This window comes from Colwellia sp. BRX10-1, assembly GCF_014077545.1.
In the GTDB taxonomy this organism is placed as follows: Bacteria; Pseudomonadota; Gammaproteobacteria; order Enterobacterales; family Alteromonadaceae; genus Colwellia_A.
Genome location: NZ_JACGWC010000124.1, coordinates 1 through 320, shown reverse-complemented (window position 1 = coordinate 320; position 320 = coordinate 1). Strand labels below are relative to the sequence as shown.

Annotated in this window: 1 protein-coding gene; it reads left to right on the top strand. The window is 43.4% G+C overall.

Annotated elements, in window-relative coordinates; all coding sequences use genetic code 11:
• The coding region (locus H4J75_RS19820; RefSeq protein WP_182223081.1) for an Ig-like domain-containing protein at positions 1-320 on the top strand (320 nt) is incomplete at both ends.

Sequence of the window (320 nt, the reverse complement as noted above, 5' to 3'; positions counted from 1 at the left end):
ACGATAGCTGAAGACACAACAGCCACAGGCAATGTCCTTGATAATGCAGAAACAGCAGATGGTCCACTAACTGTTACAAGCTTTACGGTTGGTGGGAATACCTATAATGCAGGTGATACCGTTACTCTTACGGAAGGCGAGTTAACTTTAAATACCGATGGTAGCTATACTTTTACACCGAACGATAACTTCAATGGTGCTGTGCCTGTGATTACTTATACCGTCACAGATGGTGCTGGTGATACACAGAGTTCTACCCTAACTATTTCAGTGACACCCGTGTCTGATCTAAGTGATGATAGTGAAACGGTTACGATAGC